Raw genomic sequence first — 15118 nt, 5'->3', positions numbered from 1 at the left:
CTGGTGCATACTGAATATCAGCAGACCCCTATGATATGGCATAAACGGGGCGTTTGGAAAGTTGGCATAGATTTCGCAATAGATTTTATGACGCAGTTTAGCATGAATAACTGAACACTATTATATATACCCAAAGAAATTGGTGTTGCAGGTAGGCAGCAAATGAATGAATCCCAATGAGCTTACTTAGGTAAGTGATTTGGGTGAGTGAATGCAGCTAACAACCCTGCAACTTCAAGTTCGAAGGGGATAAAACGGTAATCGTTCCACGACGACTATGACAAATCCAGGAGATATAAGTATGTCCGCTGAACATGTTTTGACGATGCTGAATGAGCACGAAGTGAAATTTGTTGATTTGCGCTTCACCGATACCAAAGGGAAAGAACAACACATCACTATTCCGGCTCATCAGGTCAACGCTGACTTCTTCGAAGAAGGCAAAATGTTTGATGGCTCCTCGATTGGTGGCTGGAAAGGCATTAATGAATCCGACATGGTACTGATGCCAGACGCCAGCACCGCTGTTATGGATCCGTTCTTCGAAGATTCCACACTGATTATCCGTTGTGACATCCTTGAGCCAGGCACCCTGCAAGGTTATGATCGCGACCCACGTTCAATCTCAAAACGCGCAGAAGAGTTCCTAAAATCTTCAGGTATCGCAGATACCGTGCTGTTCGGGCCAGAACCAGAATTCTTCCTGTTTGACGATGTTCGTTTCGGCAGCAGCATCCGTGGTTCTCATGTGTCGATTGATGACATCGAAGGCGCATGGAACTCCAGCACTAAATACGAAGGCGGTAACAAAGGCCACCGTCCAGCAGTGAAAGGCGGTTACTTCCCAGTTCCTCCAGTCGATTCTTCACAGGATCTGCGTTCTACCATGTGTCTGACCATGGAAGAAATGGGCCTGGTGGTAGAAGCGCATCACCATGAAGTGGCTACCGCTGGTCAGAATGAAGTGGCTACCCGCTTCAATACCATGACCAAGAAAGCCGATGAAATTCAGATCTATAAATATGTAGTGCACAACGTGGCACACGCATTCGGCAAAACTGCGACCTTTATGCCAAAACCTATGTTTGGTGATAACGGTTCAGGCATGCACTGCCATATGTCTTTGTCCAAGAACGGGAATAATCTGTTCGCGGGTGACAAATATGCTGGTCTGTCTGAAATGGCGCTGTTCTATATCGGCGGTATCATCAAGCACGCAAAAGCAATTAACGCCTTGGCTAACCCAACGACTAACTCTTACAAGCGTTTGGTCCCAGGCTACGAAGCACCGGTCATGTTGGCATACTCCGCTCGTAACCGTTCAGCGTCTATCCGTATCCCAGTGGTTGCCAGCCCGAAAGCGCGTCGTATTGAAGCACGCTTCCCGGATCCAGCCGCTAACCCATACCTGTGCTTCGCAGCACTGCTGATGGCTGGCCTTGATGGCATCATCAACAAAATTCACCCTGGTGATGCGATGGACAAAAACCTGTATGACTTGCCACCGGAAGAAGAAGCAGAAATTCCAAAAGTTGCAGGTTCACTGGACGAAGCAATGGCTGCACTGAACGAAGACCGCGAGTTCCTGACCCGTGGTGGCGTGTTCACTGACGACGCTATCGATGCTTACATCGAACTGCGTAAAGAAGAGATGGACCGCGTTCGTATGACTCCGCACCCAGTTGAGTTCGAACTGTATTACAGCGTTTAGTTTTAGTTTACCCAATAGATTTCAAGGTGTAGGAAGGCGGCAAGCGAGAGAATCCCGATGAGCTTACACCAGTTAAGTGATTCGGGTGAGTGAGAGCAGCCAACACACCTACAACTTGAAAGATGAAGGGTTGTTGCCGTGGAAACTTTTGGCCCATCTCCGGATGGGCTTTTTTCTCCACTTTTCGTTTTCGTCATAATTCTTCTGGCTCAGTCGTGACTGAACCGATTAGGATGTATTCACAAATATAGATGCACCAAAAGTGTGCAGGAGTCTGCGTAATGGCAACAGGCACGCTGCCCGATGCTGGGCAGATCCTTAATTCTCTCATTAATAGTATTCTGCTATTAGATGATGATTTGGCTATCCATTATGCCAATCCCGCTGCGCAGCAACTTCTGGCGCAAAGCTCCCGTAAACTTTTTGGTACACCGCTGCCCGATTTATTAGGCTATTTCTCGCTTAATATCGACTTGATGCGGGAAAGTCTGATTGCTGGTCAAGGTTTTACCGATAACGAAGTGACCGTAGTGGTTGATGGCCGTGCGCATATTTTATCGCTGACAGCACAGTCACTGCCGGAAGGTTTTATATTGCTGGAAATGGCACCGATGGATAATCAGCGTCGGTTAAGCCAAGAGCAATTACAGCATGCACAGCAAGTCGCAGCCCGTGATCTGGTGCGTGGGCTAGCTCATGAGATTAAGAACCCGTTGGGTGGCTTACGTGGTGCGGCACAATTATTGTCTAAAGCGTTACCTGATCCGGCATTATTGGAATATACCAAAGTGATCATTGAGCAGGCAGACCGCTTGCGTAATCTGGTTGATCGTTTATTAGGGCCACAACGCCCCGGTCAACACGTCACACAAAGTATCCATCAGGTTGCTGAACGGGTTTGTCAGTTAGTCTCACTAGAAAAACCAGATAATGTGACATTAGTCCGTGACTATGACCCAAGTTTACCTGAACTGGCCCATGATCCAGACCAAATTGAACAAGTGCTGCTGAATATCACTCGCAATGCATTACAGGCTTTGGGGGGCGCTGGCGGCACCATTACGCTGCGCACCCGTACTGCTTTTCAGATAACACTGCATGGTGTGCGCTATCGTTTGAGCGCTCGCATTGATATTGAAGATGACGGCCCAGGCGTTCCAACGCAATTACAAGATACCGTGTTTTACCCGATGGTGAGTGGTCGCGAGGGGGGGACTGGCCTTGGCTTGTCTATCGCCCGTAATCTTATCGATCAACATTCGGGTAAAATTGAATTCAACAGTTGGCCGGGACATACCGAATTCTCGGTTTACCTGCCTATTCGCCAGTGAGGTTTCTATGCAACGAGGGATAGTCTGGATCGTCGATGACGATAGCTCCATCCGCTGGGTGCTTGAACGTGCACTGACTGGAGCGGGCCTGAACTGTGCAACCTTCGATACCGGTAACCAGGTGTTGGATGCACTCGCGACACAAACCCCGGATGTGTTGTTATCGGATATTCGCATGCCAGGCATGGACGGATTAGCCCTGCTGAAACAGATTAAGCAGCGCCACCCGATGCTCCCGGTCATCATAATGACGGCACATTCCGATTTGGATGCTGCGGTCAGCGCCTATCAGCAAGGGGCTTTTGATTACCTGCCTAAACCTTTTGATATTGATGAAGCCGTTGCGCTGGTTGAGCGGGCTATCAGCCATTATCAGGAGCAGCAGCAACCGGCACGCAGCCAACCCGCCAGCGGACCAACCGCTGATATCATTGGCGAAGCACCGGCGATGCAAGACGTTTTCCGTATCATCGGCCGCTTATCTCGCTCCTCTATTAGTGTGCTGATTAATGGTGAGTCTGGTACCGGTAAAGAGTTGGTGGCCCATGCGTTACATCGCCATAGCCCTCGGGCTAAAGCGCCCTTTATCGCGCTGAATATGGCGGCGATCCCGAAAGACTTAATTGAATCTGAATTATTCGGCCACGAGAAAGGCGCCTTTACTGGCGCGAATCAAGTGCGCCAGGGCCGTTTTGAACAAGCCGATGGCGGCACACTGTTTTTAGATGAAATCGGTGATATGCCATTGGATGTACAAACCCGCCTGCTGCGTGTGCTGGCTGATGGTCAGTTTTATCGCGTCGGGGGTTACGCACCGGTCAAAGTAGATGTCCGTATTATCGCTGCCACTCACCAAAATCTGGAGCTGCGCGTTCAGGAAGGTAAATTCCGTGAGGATTTATTCCATCGCCTGAATGTGATTCGGGTACATCTGCCGCCGCTGCGTGAACGCCGTGAAGACATTCCGCGTTTGGCTCGTTACTTCTTGCAAGTGGCGGCTAAAGAATTAGGTGTGGAAGCTAAAAATCTGCACCCTGAGACTGAAGTGGCACTGACCCGTCTGCCTTGGCAAGGTAACGTGCGCCAACTGGAAAACACCTGTCGCTGGCTGACGGTGATGGCTGCCGGGCAGGAAGTACTGACTCAGGATTTACCTTCTGAACTGTTTGAAACCAGTACGCCAGATGCTTCAGGTCAGCGGACGCCAGATAACTGGGCAACCTTACTGGCACAATGGGCTGAACGCGCTTTACGTTCCGGTCATCAGGACCTGTTATCTGAGGCACAGCCGGAAATGGAACGCACGCTGTTAACCACAGCATTACGCCATACTCAAGGTCATAAGCAGGAAGCAGCACGTTTGCTGGGCTGGGGCCGCAATACTTTAACGCGCAAGTTAAAAGAGCTGGGAATGGAGTAGTTGAACGAAAGAGACTAATCCCTGCGAAGACGCCCCCTCAAAGTCATGTTGACCATTGGGGGGGACATCATCAGATCACGCGTGAAAACTGCTGCTTACGCGCCTGTTTCCGTAAATAGATATCGAAACACATACAAATATTGCGAATGAGTAAGCGCCCGCGCGGAGTTACCCGAATGCCTTTGTCATCACGCTCCACCAGCCCATCTTGCTCGAAAGGTGCTAATAGCTCAAAATCTTCGGCAAAATAATCAGCAAAACGAATACCATACTGCTGCTCAATCGGCTGATAACTGATTTGGAAATTACAAATCAGCGTTTTAATCACATCGCGGCGCAAGCAATCATCTTCAGTCATCGCCAAACCACGCCACAGCGCATTGCCACGCTGTTCCACGCAGGCATAGTAAGTCTTCAAATCTTTTTCGTTCTGCGCATAGCTGTCGCCCAACATGCTGATAGCAGAAACCCCCAAACCGAGTAAATCACTGTCGCCCTGGGTGGTATAGCCTTGGAAATTACGGTGTAATTTACCTTCGCGCTGCGCAATGGCTAACTCATCATCTGGCCGGGCAAAATGATCCATACCAATAAATTGATAGCCGGACTCAGTTAAGAAACTGATGGTGTGCTGCAAAATATCCAGCCGCTGTTCGGCACTCGGCAGATCGGCATCTTTAATTTTACGTTGAGCGGCAAACAGACTCGGTAAATGCGCGTAATTGAAAACGCTCAGGCGATCAGGATTCAGTTCGGCTACCCGTTTGAGGGTAAAAGCAAAACTCTCCGGTGTCTGTTTTGGCAAACCATAAATCAAATCAATATTAGTTGAGTTAAAGCCAAGGGCTTTAGCGCGGGCGATCAGGGCAAAGATAAAATCTTCATCCTGCTCACGATTAACCAGCCGTTGAACCTCTTTATTAAAATCCTGGACTCCCATGCTCAGGCGGTTAAACCCCTCAGCACGCAGATGATCAAGCACATCCAGCTCAATTTCTCGTGGGTCTACTTCTATTGACTGCTCAGCACCGGGCAGGAAATCGAAGTTATCACGCAGCAAATTCATCAGGTGGGTAATCTGTTTTTTATTCAGATAGGTCGGTGTACCGCCCCCCCAGTGCATCTGGCTAACCTGACGCCCGGCAAAGAACGTCGCACGTTGGCAGATCTCTTTTTCCAAGACCGCCAGATACTCATCAGCCTTATGCTGTTGCCGCGTTACCAGCTTATTACAGCCGCAGAAATAACAAAGTTTATGGCAAAACGGGATATGCACATACAGCGACAAAGGCCGTTGTGGGTAACGCTTCACTGCCTGCTGAAAAGCAGATTCATTATAATCTTCACTGAACTCAAGTGCCGTGGGGTACGACGTATAACGCGGCCCTGAATAATTATATTTTTGAATCAGGGACAGATCCCAAACTATAGCCTGCTCAGACATGTTCATTCCTTCCGATATTTACGCCTACCAGGCCGGTTAGAGGGCAGATGTTTTCGTTGTCTGGCCGCAGTAGCACTGCGCAACCGCTTTCTCCGTTGCGACAGTCGCCATAGTTTACCCAATAACCACAATAGATAACATGTAAGCAATAGGGCTATTATCGGGATCACCCAATTCATGGTTTAAAATGTATCTTTTGGATTACCACGTTTCAGTAATTGCAGAATGTCTTCCTGCTTTTCTTCTGGCGCTTCGTCATCTTCGTCGTCGCCCAATTCAATACCCAATTGTTCCATTAGGGCATCAATACGATCCAACGTCAGATCAACATAAGCCTGATCTTCTTTGCTCAATACTTCATCATTATCCAGACGATCCAGCAATGCATCCAGACGCTCGTCGTTTTCCAGCTTAGACAGCTCTTCTTCCGGCGTCAGACGTGGCTTAGCTGCAACTTTAGCCACCGGCTTAGTGGTTGGCTTAGCTTTAACCTTGCTCTCAACCACCAGAGGCACAGGTACTTTGCTGCCGATGCGTGGATCTTTCTCTTGAGTCTCAGACTGGCCCTTCTTGTTGCTGCCTTCTACGTTGGTTCTCGCCCCTGAGCGATTACCACTGTGTTTCTTCTGACGTTTACGCTCGCGGGCTTCAATATCAAGCTCTACACGGGTCTTTCTAATACGCTTAGGCGTGGCGGTGCCTTTCGGGGCCGCAATATTCGCGCGTGGTGCTTTGTTTGGCTGCTTCATAACCTGTGCTCTTAAATGGGTAAATAAGTATGGGATCGGATTTAGTATAGGATTGGGCCGGAATCTAGCAGAAAGAAGAGAAAGAAAAAAGGCGGCAGATTAACCTGTCGCCCTTTTTCGCATCTTCTGCGGAAGGATATCCTGACAGCACACTCCCTGCACTGACATAACAACCGGGTATCTCCCTCCTGCAATGCGCCATCCTTGCCATATCTGCGGCCCTCAAGGCAACTCAACCAGCGCGTCTGCCAGTATACCTGAACCCTGTTACTTGGAGGGTATAAAAGATAAACCCCCTTTTTTTTGCCTGATGCAGTTATAATCGCTGCATGTAAGCTATCTCTCACGGAGACGACAAATTTTGACTATCAGAAACTATAACTATCACATGACTCACTTCGTCATCAGCGCTCCGGATATCCGCCATCTGCCACGTGATGAAGGTATTGAGGTGGCATTTGCTGGCCGCTCAAATGCCGGTAAATCAAGTGCACTCAATACATTAACTAACCAGAAAAGTCTGGCCAGAACCAGTAAAACCCCCGGCCGTACTCAACTAATTAACCTGTTTGAAGTTGTTGACGGCATTCGCTTGGTTGACTTACCGGGCTATGGTTATGCGGAAGTCCCGGAAGAGATGAAACTCAAGTGGCAACGTGCGCTGGGTGAATACTTGCAGAAGCGTAACTGCCTGAAAGGATTAGTTGTGTTGATGGATATTCGCCATCCATTGAAAGATTTAGATCAGCAGATGATCACCTGGGCAGTTGCCGTTGGTACACCGGTTCTTTTATTGCTGACCAAAGCGGATAAGCTAGCTTCTGGTGCCCGCAAGGCCCAACTGAACATGGTGCGAGAAGCGATTATTCCATTTATGGGTGATATTCAGGTTGAAGCATTCTCTTCTTTGAAAAAGATTGGCGTCGAAAAACTGCGGGAAAAACTGGATACCTGGTTTAGCGAGATCCCACCAGAAGTTATGATTGATGATTATGACGATGAAGGTGAGTAAGTGCTAACAAGCAGCCCGCAAGGGCTGTTATCCCCAAGGGTGATATTGATATCGCCCTAAATTAATACCCGGCAATATTACTCCCCCTTGAATAAAAATCATCAAACCGTATTTTCACTGCGGCGGTCTACTGTTTCCCCTATTGGTTCGCGAAAAGCCCCCATAAATCCCAATAAAAAACGCCCCAGTCATAAATAACTGGGGCGGCTAATATACAGCCAAATCCGATTACGTGAAGTAAAAGGTCTGAAAGATAGAACATCTTACCTCTGTACCCTACGTCTGTAACTCTACATCATTTTTTCGCAGGGCAAAAGAATTTTTTGTTGTATAGTTACACAAATTGGCACGATTCAGCGCACATCTTCTCCGTATAACAGCGGATAAATGTAGCTTAATTACATAAAATGCTTTATTTATCGCCACTTACCCACAAAGCTAGTGAGCCTGATCCCAGTTATCACCAACACCGACATCCACCTTCAATGGCACCGCCAGTTGCATACTCTGCTCCATCAGTTCACGAATTTTTTGTTCAGCGCTTTCCAATACACTTTCATGCACTTCAAACACCAATTCATCGTGTACCTGCATGATTACCCGTACCAATGGTTCTGGTTCCTGCTGTAACCAGGCATCAACGGCAATCATTGCCCGTTTGATAATATCAGCGGCGGTACCTTGCATTGGCGCATTGATCGCTTCACGTTCAGCAGCCTTACGGCGAGTTGCATTACGTGAATGAATATCTGGCAAATAGAGGCGACGACCATCCAGAGTGGTAACATAACCTTGATCAGCAGCTTGCTTACGTGTGCGCTCCATGTATTCCAACACGCCGGGATAGCGCTCAAAATAGAGGTCCATATAGCGCTGTGCTTCCCCACGAGGAATACTTAGCTGCCGCGCCAGACCAAAAGCACTCATCCCATAAATAAGCCCAAAGTTAATTGCCTTGGCACTGCGGCGTTGTTCAGTTGTGACCTTTTCCAGTGGCGTACCAAAGACTTCCGCTGCTGTCGCACGGTGGATATCCTTTCCAGCAGCAAACGCAGCTAATAGCCCTTTATCCTGCGACAAGTGCGCCATAATACGCAGCTCAATCTGTGAGTAGTCAGCCGCCATGATGCGATAACCTTTGGGCGCAATAAAAGCCTGCCGTATACGACGGCCTTCTTCATTCCTCACTGGAATGTTTTGTAGGTTAGGATCACGTGAGGACAAACGCCCTGTCGCTGTCACCGCCTGATGATAAGACGTATGGACGCGGCCTGAAACTGGGTTAATCATCAGCGGCAGCTTATCGGTATAAGTACTTTTTAGCTTAGCCAGACCACGATACTCTAGGATCACCTTCGGCAGAGGGTAATCTAACGCTAGCTCAGCCAACACTTCTTCATTGGTTGAAGCGGCACCACCAGGGGTTTTCTTCAAAATGGGCAGTTTTTGTTTTTCATACAAAATGGCCTGAAGCTGTTTAGGCGATGCCAGGTTGAACGGTTCTTCAGCCAATTCGTGGGCCTGTTTTTCCAACTCATCGAGGCGGATAGTCAGCTCTTTTGAATGTGCGGCCAAGATATTCTGGTCAATCAAGACACCTGTACGCTCTATACGGGACAGAATCGGTAATAACGGCATCTCAATTTCCTGGAATACCCGCTTTAGCCCTTCACTTTGTTGCAGTTTTGGCCACAGCACCAAATGCAACTGTAGCGTAACGTCGGCATCTTCTGCGGCATAAGGCCCAGCTTGTTCCAACGCAATTTGATTAAAGGTCAGTTGGTTTTTACCCTTGCCGGCAATCTCTTCAAAAGTAATAGTTTTATGGTTGAGATAACGCTCTGCCAGACTATCCATATCGTGGCGACCAGCAACACTGTCTAAAACGTAAGATTCCAGCATGGTATCGAAAGCGATACCGCGCAGCTCAATGCCATAACGTGCCAGCATGCTTTGGTCAAACTTGAGATTCTGGCCAACTTTAAGGGCTTTATCGTCTTCCAGTAGTGGTTTTAGCGTGGCCAATACCCAATCCCGGTCGAGCTGGGCAGGAGAATCCAGATAATCATGCGCCAAGGGCAAATAAGCGGCCTCACCCGGTGCAACGGCGAAAGATATACCGATTAAATTGCTGCTAAGCGTATCCAGACCGTCAGTTTCAGTATCAAAAGCGAAAACTTCTGCTTTTTTAAGGCGCTCAATCCAGTCAGCTAAAGATTTCTCATCCAAAATGGTCTGATAGTTCTCTTGTGACAATACTGCGGTGACTTCAACTGCCTCAACTGGCTCTGCTACCGCAAAAGCTCTATTACTTGTTTGTGCCGTTGGCCGATCTTTTTTACCATCTAGCCATTTGCCTGCTTCTACATCAACCAACCAACGCTTAAATTCATAACGGCTGAATAACTGATGTAATTGATCATCATCAGGGGCCGAAACTTTTAGCTCATCACAGGTCACATCTAATTCAACGTCTGTTTTTATGGTGGCTAATTTATAGGAGAGGTAAGCAACATCTTTATTCTGCTCTAACTTGGCGGACATGGTTTTAGCACCACGGAATGTCAGTGTGGATATTTTATCCAAATTACTGAACAGCGCATCCAGCCCACCCAAACCTTGTAATAAAGCTTGTGCGGTCTTTTCACCAACACCAGGAACACCTGGAATATTGTCTGAGGAGTCCCCCATTAGAGCCAGAAAATCAATAATCAATTCAGGAGGAACGCCGTATTTTTCGCATACTTCCTGCGGCCCCAAAATAGCGTTATTCATTGTATTGATTAAAGTGATATTTGGCGTAACTAATTGCGCCATATCCTTATCACCAGTACTGATTAATACGGCATGACCTGCTTTCTCAGCTTCTTGCGCTAAAGTACCAATAACATCGTCGGCCTCCACACCAGAAACAACCAATAAAGGCAGCCCCATAGCTTTCACCATTTGGTGCAATGGCTCAATTTGAGCCCGCAAATCATCAGGCATGGGTGGGCGGTGGGATTTATATTCAGCGAAAAGCTCATCACGGAATGTTTTACCTTTAGCATCGAATACTACCGCGACATGGCTAGGACGATATTGCAGCAACAGACTGCGCAACATGTTCAACACGCCGTACATCGCACCCGTTGGTTCGCCACTGCCGTTGGTCAGTGGTGGGAACGCATGGTAAGCGCGATAGAGGTAAGAGGAACCGTCAACGAGGATCAATGGGTTTTCTGCAATCTGGGCCATAAGGTTTCTTCATCTTTATTCAGCAAGGTCTAACACTAAGAATGCCATAGCTGACGACAAGAGACGAATTTTAGCGTCCATTCTTGTGCGAAAGAGAGCATTTTCACTCAATGATCCTGATGATCTAATCTGTGGATAACTTTGTGAGTAAAAACATGTGCAGATTATAACTATGTGGCTTATTTCCTAGGGGTAATATTTAAAACTAGAATAATCATTCAGTTACATTGATTGTTTTTTAATTTTACTGTCATTTTTCCTTTATCTAAATTGTGGATATTACTTATTCAGTTACAGACTTAAGGTAAATAAATTTCACTTATGGATAATTTATCGCACTATCTATTTTATTACTCATCATCGCCTCATTTTATCTTTTAACATCGCTAATATCGGCATTTATCCATCACTGAAATAGATGAATCCATCTAAAATAATGCTGCGAAAAATATAAAATCAGTATTTAGTCGTATTATCGTCACATTAGTAAACATGATGATTTCCACGTCAGAGGTAGATACAGAATTGAAGTACTGAGCACAATCTGGGTATTGATAAGTGAAAGAGGAGCTGACAAAAACCAGCTCCTCCTTTTACAAAATTACTTTTGGGTCAGTAGGAACTTAACGACATCCGCATACTGTTTAACATAGATATCCATTGAACTGGTATCCATGCCATCGTTCTTAATCATATATTTGCCATTAACAAACATCGCTGGCACACCACGTAATTGTAAATCTTCAGCCGCTTTTTGTTGTTGAGCAACCAGTGATTTAACGACAAAGCTGTTTAATGCTGCGTCATAATCTTCGCCACTCACACCCGCTTTAATGAAGACATTACGGATATCATCAGGAGTTTGAACAGTTTGTGTTTTCTGTACACCTTCAAACATCAGTGGTGTTATTTTTTCTTCAACACCCAATGCCATGGCAACAGCCCATGCCTGAGTTAGTTGCTTACCTAATGGCCCAAGGAAATCAACATGGTAACGGGTCATTTTAGTCCCTTCTGGCAAGGCTTTTTTTACTGCCTGAGGAACATGGTAAACCTCTTCAAACTGATAGCAGTGCGGGCAATAGAAAGAGAAAAACTCTAAGACCTGAGGCTCACCCGTTACTGGTCTATTTAACGTCTGGTACTGGGTTCCATCCGTAAACTGTGCGGCAGATGCACTGAATGCCATCACCATGCCAACGAGAGCTAACCATACTTTTTTCATACTATAACAATCTCCATTATCTTAGCTTTAGTACATTGGCATCAGCTGCAAAGGGGGTACCTGCAACAGCTTAACCTGCTCTGTAAATGATGCAGTCTGCTGTAACCAAAAATCAGACTCCGCCATCCACGGAAAACTTTTCGGAAATGCAGGGTCCTGCCAACGCCTGGCTACCCATGCAAGGTAATAAACCATCCGCATCGCGCGTAAAGGTTCAATTAATGCGAGTTCACGCTGATCAAAATCAGCAAACTCACCATAAGCTTCCAGCAGTATATCCAACTGGATTAATTGCTCTCTGCGCTCGCCGTGTAATAACATCCACAAGTCCTGAACCGCTGGACCATTTCTGGCATCATCCAAATCGACAAACATTGGCCCATCACGCCACAAAATATTTCCAGGATGGCAATCACCGTGTAGTCGTAATGGCTGCCAATCGGTATGCCAGTATTGCTTAATAGTGGCGATCAACAAGTCGGTTGCAGCCAGAAACTTGTCTTTCTGTTTGGCTGGCACTAACACACTGCTGGCCAGTAACTGACGCGGCTCGGTGAGATACTCTTCAATACCCATCGTTGGTCTAGCAACAAAAAGCCCATCGCTACCCACCTGATGAATTCTGCCGAGAAAACGCCCAACCCATTCCAGTTGGTCAAGGTTGTCTATTTCATACTGCCGCCCACCGACACTTGGGAACACAGCAAAGAAAAAACCACCATGAGTATGCAAAGTTTCGCCGTTTAACTGCAATGGGGCGATAACCGGGATCTCCGATTCTGCCAAATCAAGCGAAAAACGGTGTTCCTCAGTAATTTGCTCACGGCTCCAACGCTCGGGACGATAAAATTTCACCACATACCGTTTACGATCTTCATCCATAAACTGGTAGACGCGGTTCTCATAACTATTAAGCGCAGTTAACCCTGAATCCACCCGCAACCCGACAGCCTCAAGGGCGTCCATAATCAGGTCTGGAGACAAAGTCTGAAAATTAAAAGCAGAGTTGTTCATAACAACATTCAGTCTGTATAAGTGGCAGCGGCGCGCTGAGAATAAGAAATAGTATCATTAAAGCCCCTACCTACGCAGACAGGAGTGTGACTAATCTTTAATGATGCCACGGGCTCGCAATAGTGCTGTTTTAAAATCCTCTTCATAATCCTTTTTCAGACCGGGAATCACTTCCGTTGATGCCGAACCGCGCATTTTCAGATGATAAATAAGAATATCGTCAGTCAAATCTGCAAAATTACCTGTAAAACCGGCTTCCTCGGACAATTTTTGTAAAAACTGCACCAGATTTAAATCAGGTTCTTGCTGCCAGGCTGGGTGTAAAAGCTCAATCAGTTCATTAACACGATGACATTTCATAGCGAAGTTATCCTATTCAAAAATATGCTGACAAAGTAGCAGGGATATTCACATAGGGAAAGAGAGCCTATTGTCAATAAAAGTAAATCCTGACCTGTTCACCTATTTGAAGATACAATCCCAGAGTCAGTTTAATACAGTGGAGTGATAGAAATGCGGCCTAATATTACAGGCGTTATTCTTGCAGGAGGCCGTTCGTCCAGAATGGGCGGAAACGATAAAGGATTAATTTCCCTTAATGGAAAGCCACTGTACCAACATGTGATTGACAGATTAAGGCCCCAGGTTGAGGATTTATTGATTAATGCTAATCGCAACCAAGCTTTCTACCAAGAAAGTGGCATTCCCGTTATCAACGATATCATTACCGGCTTTGTAGGCCCACTGGCTGGCATGCATGCAGGGTTAAGTCATTCAGCTACCGAATGGGTTGTATTTGCACCCTGCGACGTTCCTATGCTGCCACTTAATCTGGTTTCCCAGCTCTGGCAATCAAAAGGGCAGGCTCTTGCAGCTTATGTCAGTGATAGTGAGCGTGAGCATCCAACATTAGCTTTAATGCATGTTAGTCTTAAACCGACCCTAGAAGCATATCTGGCAAAAGGGGAGCGTAAGTTAATGATATTTATGGCGAGTATCAATGCGAAAAGAGTGGTATTCAATGGGCAACCCCATCAATTCAGCAACCTAAATACTCCTGCAGATTGCGAGTTATGGGAACAAGGTAAAAGAGGCCCATTATGAATCGAAATATCCCCCCATTACTCGGTATAGCCGCATACAGTGGTACAGGAAAAACAACCTTACTAAAACACCTGATCCCCTTACTCCAACAGCGCCAAATCCGAGTCGGTTTAATCAAACATACTCATCACAATATGGAAATTGATACGCCGGGCAAAGACAGCTATGAATTGCGTAAAGCTGGAGCCCATCAAACATTGGTTGTTAGTGATTGCCGCTGGGCATTAATGACGGAAACACCTGAGCAACCACCGTTGGATCTTCATTATCTGGCTAGCCGATTAGATACATCAACTATCGATTTGATTTTAGTTGAGGGTTTTAAGCATGAAAAAATCAGCAAAATTGCTCTTTATAGGGCGGCGGTAGGTAAGCCTTTCGCTGATTTGATCGATGAATACGTTATCGCTTTGGCAAGTGACGAGCCGATGGATACTGTAATAGCGCAATTAGACATTAATCAACCAAATCAGATCGTTGAGTTTATTTGTAGATGGCTCAAAACGGATCAACCAGAACTATAAATACAAAAAGGCTACCCATCAGGGTAGCCTTCTGTTTTATTCATCTCTCTGACTGCCGGGTTTCTCTCACCGGCCCCTGCAATATTGAACGCTGCTGAGTATACTTCCTGGCCGTGACCACTCACGCTCAATATTTACACATCTTGCCATATTCAACCCATAGCAAAAACCCCACGCTTTTGGCATGGGGTCTCGGCTTTATTTGATGCCTGGCAGTGTCCTACTCTCGCATGGGGAGACCCCACACTACCATCGGCGCTACGGCGTTTCACTTCTGAGTTCGGCATGGGATCAGGTGGGACCACCGCGCTAAGGCCGCCAGGCAAATTCTGTCTAAACTAACCCGC

The 15118-nt window shown here is 46.7% G+C and carries 12 protein-coding genes and 1 rRNA gene; 6 read left to right on the top strand and 7 right to left on the bottom strand.

The window, feature by feature from the left end; translation table 11 throughout:
* Nucleotides 1–301 precede the first annotated feature (301 nt).
* The 3 genes from glnA to glnG all read left to right on the top strand — a co-directional run bounded on the left by glnA (nucleotide 302) and on the right by glnG (nucleotide 4462).
* Nucleotides 302–1711: a glutamate--ammonia ligase gene (gene glnA / locus A6J67_RS03520; RefSeq protein ID WP_005191178.1), complete on the top strand. Its 1410-nt coding sequence runs from the start codon at nucleotides 302–304 to the stop codon at nucleotides 1709–1711.
* A gap of 281 nt (nucleotides 1712–1992) precedes the next feature.
* A complete protein-coding gene (gene glnL / locus A6J67_RS03510) occupies nucleotides 1993–3042 on the top strand; it encodes a nitrogen regulation protein NR(II) (protein WP_005191181.1) in 1050 nt (349 codons plus the stop codon).
* A gap of 7 nt (nucleotides 3043–3049) precedes the next feature.
* Nucleotides 3050–4462 carry a nitrogen regulation protein NR(I) gene (gene glnG, locus A6J67_RS03505; RefSeq protein ID WP_042568869.1) on the top strand — a complete coding sequence of 471 codons (1413 nt, stop codon included), beginning with the start codon at nucleotides 3050–3052 and terminating at the stop codon, nucleotides 4460–4462.
* 70 nt (nucleotides 4463–4532) lie between these two features.
* On the opposite strand, the gene hemN is transcribed toward glnG, so the two are convergent.
* Together hemN and yihI are read right to left on the bottom strand one after the other, a co-directional pair.
* Nucleotides 4533–5906: an oxygen-independent coproporphyrinogen III oxidase gene (gene hemN, locus A6J67_RS03500; RefSeq protein WP_032907609.1), complete on the bottom strand. Its 1374-nt coding sequence runs from the start codon at nucleotides 5904–5906 to the stop codon at nucleotides 4533–4535.
* Nucleotides 5907–6088: 182 nt separating this feature from the next.
* Nucleotides 6089–6655: a Der GTPase-activating protein YihI gene (yihI, locus tag A6J67_RS03490; protein ID WP_005191191.1), complete on the bottom strand. Its 567-nt coding sequence runs from the start codon at nucleotides 6653–6655 to the stop codon at nucleotides 6089–6091.
* Between the two features lie 361 nt (nucleotides 6656–7016).
* Between yihI and yihA the strand changes: the two genes are divergently transcribed.
* Nucleotides 7017–7667: a ribosome biogenesis GTP-binding protein YihA/YsxC gene (gene yihA, locus A6J67_RS03485; RefSeq protein ID WP_032907610.1), complete on the top strand. Its 651-nt coding sequence runs from the start codon at nucleotides 7017–7019 to the stop codon at nucleotides 7665–7667.
* A gap of 438 nt (nucleotides 7668–8105) precedes the next feature.
* On the opposite strand, the gene polA is transcribed toward yihA, so the two are convergent.
* From polA to A6J67_RS03465, 4 genes are all read right to left on the bottom strand, one after another.
* Nucleotides 8106–10904, bottom strand: a complete 2799-nt coding sequence (gene polA, locus A6J67_RS03480; protein WP_050074206.1) for a DNA polymerase I — start codon at nucleotides 10902–10904, stop codon at nucleotides 8106–8108.
* A 601-nt stretch (nucleotides 10905–11505) separates the two neighbouring features.
* Nucleotides 11506–12129 carry a thiol:disulfide interchange protein DsbA gene (gene dsbA, locus A6J67_RS03475; protein ID WP_005191200.1) on the bottom strand — a complete coding sequence of 208 codons (624 nt, stop codon included), beginning with the start codon at nucleotides 12127–12129 and terminating at the stop codon, nucleotides 11506–11508.
* A 27-nt stretch (nucleotides 12130–12156) separates the two neighbouring features.
* Nucleotides 12157–13143 carry a serine/threonine protein kinase gene (locus A6J67_RS03470; protein WP_042568867.1) on the bottom strand — a complete coding sequence of 329 codons (987 nt, stop codon included), beginning with the start codon at nucleotides 13141–13143 and terminating at the stop codon, nucleotides 12157–12159.
* Between the two features lie 90 nt (nucleotides 13144–13233).
* Complete coding sequence (locus tag A6J67_RS03465; protein ID WP_042568866.1) at nucleotides 13234–13503, bottom strand: YihD family protein; 270 nt, start codon at nucleotides 13501–13503, stop codon at nucleotides 13234–13236.
* Between the two features lie 153 nt (nucleotides 13504–13656).
* Here A6J67_RS03465 and mobA point away from each other — a divergent pair, with 153 nt between their 5' ends.
* On the top strand, nucleotides 13657–14247 hold the full coding sequence (gene mobA, locus A6J67_RS03460; protein ID WP_042568865.1) for a molybdenum cofactor guanylyltransferase MobA: 591 nt from the start codon (nucleotides 13657–13659) through the stop codon (nucleotides 14245–14247).
* Nucleotides 14244–14771, top strand: a complete 528-nt coding sequence (gene mobB / locus A6J67_RS03455) for a molybdopterin-guanine dinucleotide biosynthesis protein MobB (RefSeq protein ID WP_080608054.1) — start codon at nucleotides 14244–14246, stop codon at nucleotides 14769–14771. Before mobA ends, mobB begins: the two co-directional genes overlap by 4 nt.
* Before the next feature lie 207 nt (nucleotides 14772–14978).
* Here mobB and rrf read toward each other — a convergent pair.
* A 5S ribosomal RNA gene (rrf, locus tag A6J67_RS03450) occupies nucleotides 14979–15094 on the bottom strand.
* Between the last annotated feature and the right edge of the window lie 24 nt (nucleotides 15095–15118).

The organism is Yersinia sp. FDAARGOS_228 (assembly GCF_002073315.2).
GTDB classification, from domain to species: Bacteria; Pseudomonadota; Gammaproteobacteria; order Enterobacterales; family Enterobacteriaceae; genus Yersinia; species Yersinia intermedia.
This window is presented reverse-complemented; position numbering and strand designations above follow the sequence as displayed.

Bases quoted from the DNA above. Each gene is read 5' to 3' on its own strand.
- glnA (WP_005191178.1), top strand. From the start codon at position 302: ATGTCCGCTGAACATGTTTTGACGATGCTGAATGAGCACGAAGTGAAA.
- glnL (WP_005191181.1), top strand. From the start codon at position 1,993: ATGGCAACAGGCACGCTGCCCGATGCTGGGCAGATCCTTAATTCTCTC.
- glnG (WP_042568869.1), top strand. From the start codon at position 3,050: ATGCAACGAGGGATAGTCTGGATCGTCGATGACGATAGCTCCATCCGC.
- hemN (WP_032907609.1), bottom strand. From the start codon at position 5,906: ATGTCTGAGCAGGCTATAGTTTGGGATCTGTCCCTGATTCAAAAATAT.
- yihI (WP_005191191.1), bottom strand. From the start codon at position 6,655: ATGAAGCAGCCAAACAAAGCACCACGCGCGAATATTGCGGCCCCGAAA.
- polA (WP_050074206.1), bottom strand. From the start codon at position 10,904: ATGGCCCAGATTGCAGAAAACCCATTGATCCTCGTTGACGGTTCCTCT.
- dsbA (WP_005191200.1), bottom strand. From the start codon at position 12,129: ATGAAAAAAGTATGGTTAGCTCTCGTTGGCATGGTGATGGCATTCAGT.
- A6J67_RS03470 (WP_042568867.1), bottom strand. From the start codon at position 13,143: ATGAACAACTCTGCTTTTAATTTTCAGACTTTGTCTCCAGACCTGATT.
- A6J67_RS03465 (WP_042568866.1), bottom strand. From the start codon at position 13,503: ATGAAATGTCATCGTGTTAATGAACTGATTGAGCTTTTACACCCAGCC.
- mobA (WP_042568865.1), top strand. From the start codon at position 13,657: ATGCGGCCTAATATTACAGGCGTTATTCTTGCAGGAGGCCGTTCGTCC.
- mobB (WP_080608054.1), top strand. From the start codon at position 14,244: ATGAATCGAAATATCCCCCCATTACTCGGTATAGCCGCATACAGTGGT.